The organism is Goekera deserti (genome assembly GCF_010685995.1).
Taxonomy (GTDB): Bacteria; Actinomycetota; Actinomycetes; order Mycobacteriales; family Geodermatophilaceae; genus Goekera; species Goekera deserti.
The window spans coordinates 1-736 of sequence record NZ_JAAGWK010000049.1; the positions used below are offsets into that span (position 1 = coordinate 1).

The 736-nt window shown below is 28.7% G+C and carries 2 protein-coding genes; both read right to left on the reverse strand.

The window, feature by feature from the left end; translation table 11 throughout:
* Nucleotides 1-7: 7 nt before the first annotated feature.
* A complete protein-coding gene (locus G1H19_RS22330; RefSeq protein ID WP_163638892.1) occupies nucleotides 8-169 on the reverse strand; it encodes a hypothetical protein in 162 nt (53 codons plus the stop codon).
* Nucleotides 170-504: 335 nt separating this feature from the next.
* On the reverse strand, nucleotides 505-736 hold a 232-nt coding region (locus tag G1H19_RS22335), incomplete at its 5' end, for a hypothetical protein (RefSeq protein ID WP_163638894.1).

Below are 736 nucleotides of genomic sequence, written 5' to 3' on the forward strand. Positions count from 1 at the left end.
GTTTTTGTCATTTTTCATATTCTGATAAGAATTGTTTTTCACTTAGAAAGTACATTCCACTAGATTGATTTTCTTTTGCATATTTAATAAGATGATCACTAAACATGTCAAGATGTTCTTCTTGTACACGATTAGTTTCTTTAAGTGCTTTAATTAATTCTTTTTTCATGGTTTAACTCCCTCTCAAAATAGTCTCAATTTTGAAGGCGCTTTGAATTCAACAACAGCTTTATCATCAATTCATTCAAATTCAAGTTGTGGATTATTCATAAGCATAAAACATAAACATGCACTACAAACTTTTTCAGACTTAACAATTGCTCTAGGATGTTTTTTACATTCTTTACAAGACATTAGATCACACTGAGCACAATTTTACGAAGTGCATCCTGTTTATTAAGACCTGTTTTTTCTAGATAATTGTTAAATTTTTTAATTTCATCTTGGGTAAGACGCACCGCAAGAGTTGATTTAATTTCTTTTCTTGGTGCTTTTTCATACTTTTTATTCTTCTTCAAAATTGCCATCTTCATCCTCACTTTCAAAATCAGGTTCTTCAACACCTTCAGGTATTTCAGATTTAACCTCATCTTTTTTATTTGCTTTAGCAGCTTTCTTTTCAGCTTTAATCTTTTCTTTTTCAAGGTAAGCTTCAAATTTTAAATAGTTTTCAGATAACTTTTTAAAGTATTCCGAATCAACAATAACATAATTTGTATTGTTATTTTTATTGTGC

Coding starts and splice junctions, on each gene's coding strand:
- G1H19_RS22330 (WP_163638892.1), bottom strand. CDS start 169: ATGAAAAAAGAATTAATTAAAGCACTTAAAGAAACTAATCGTGTACAA.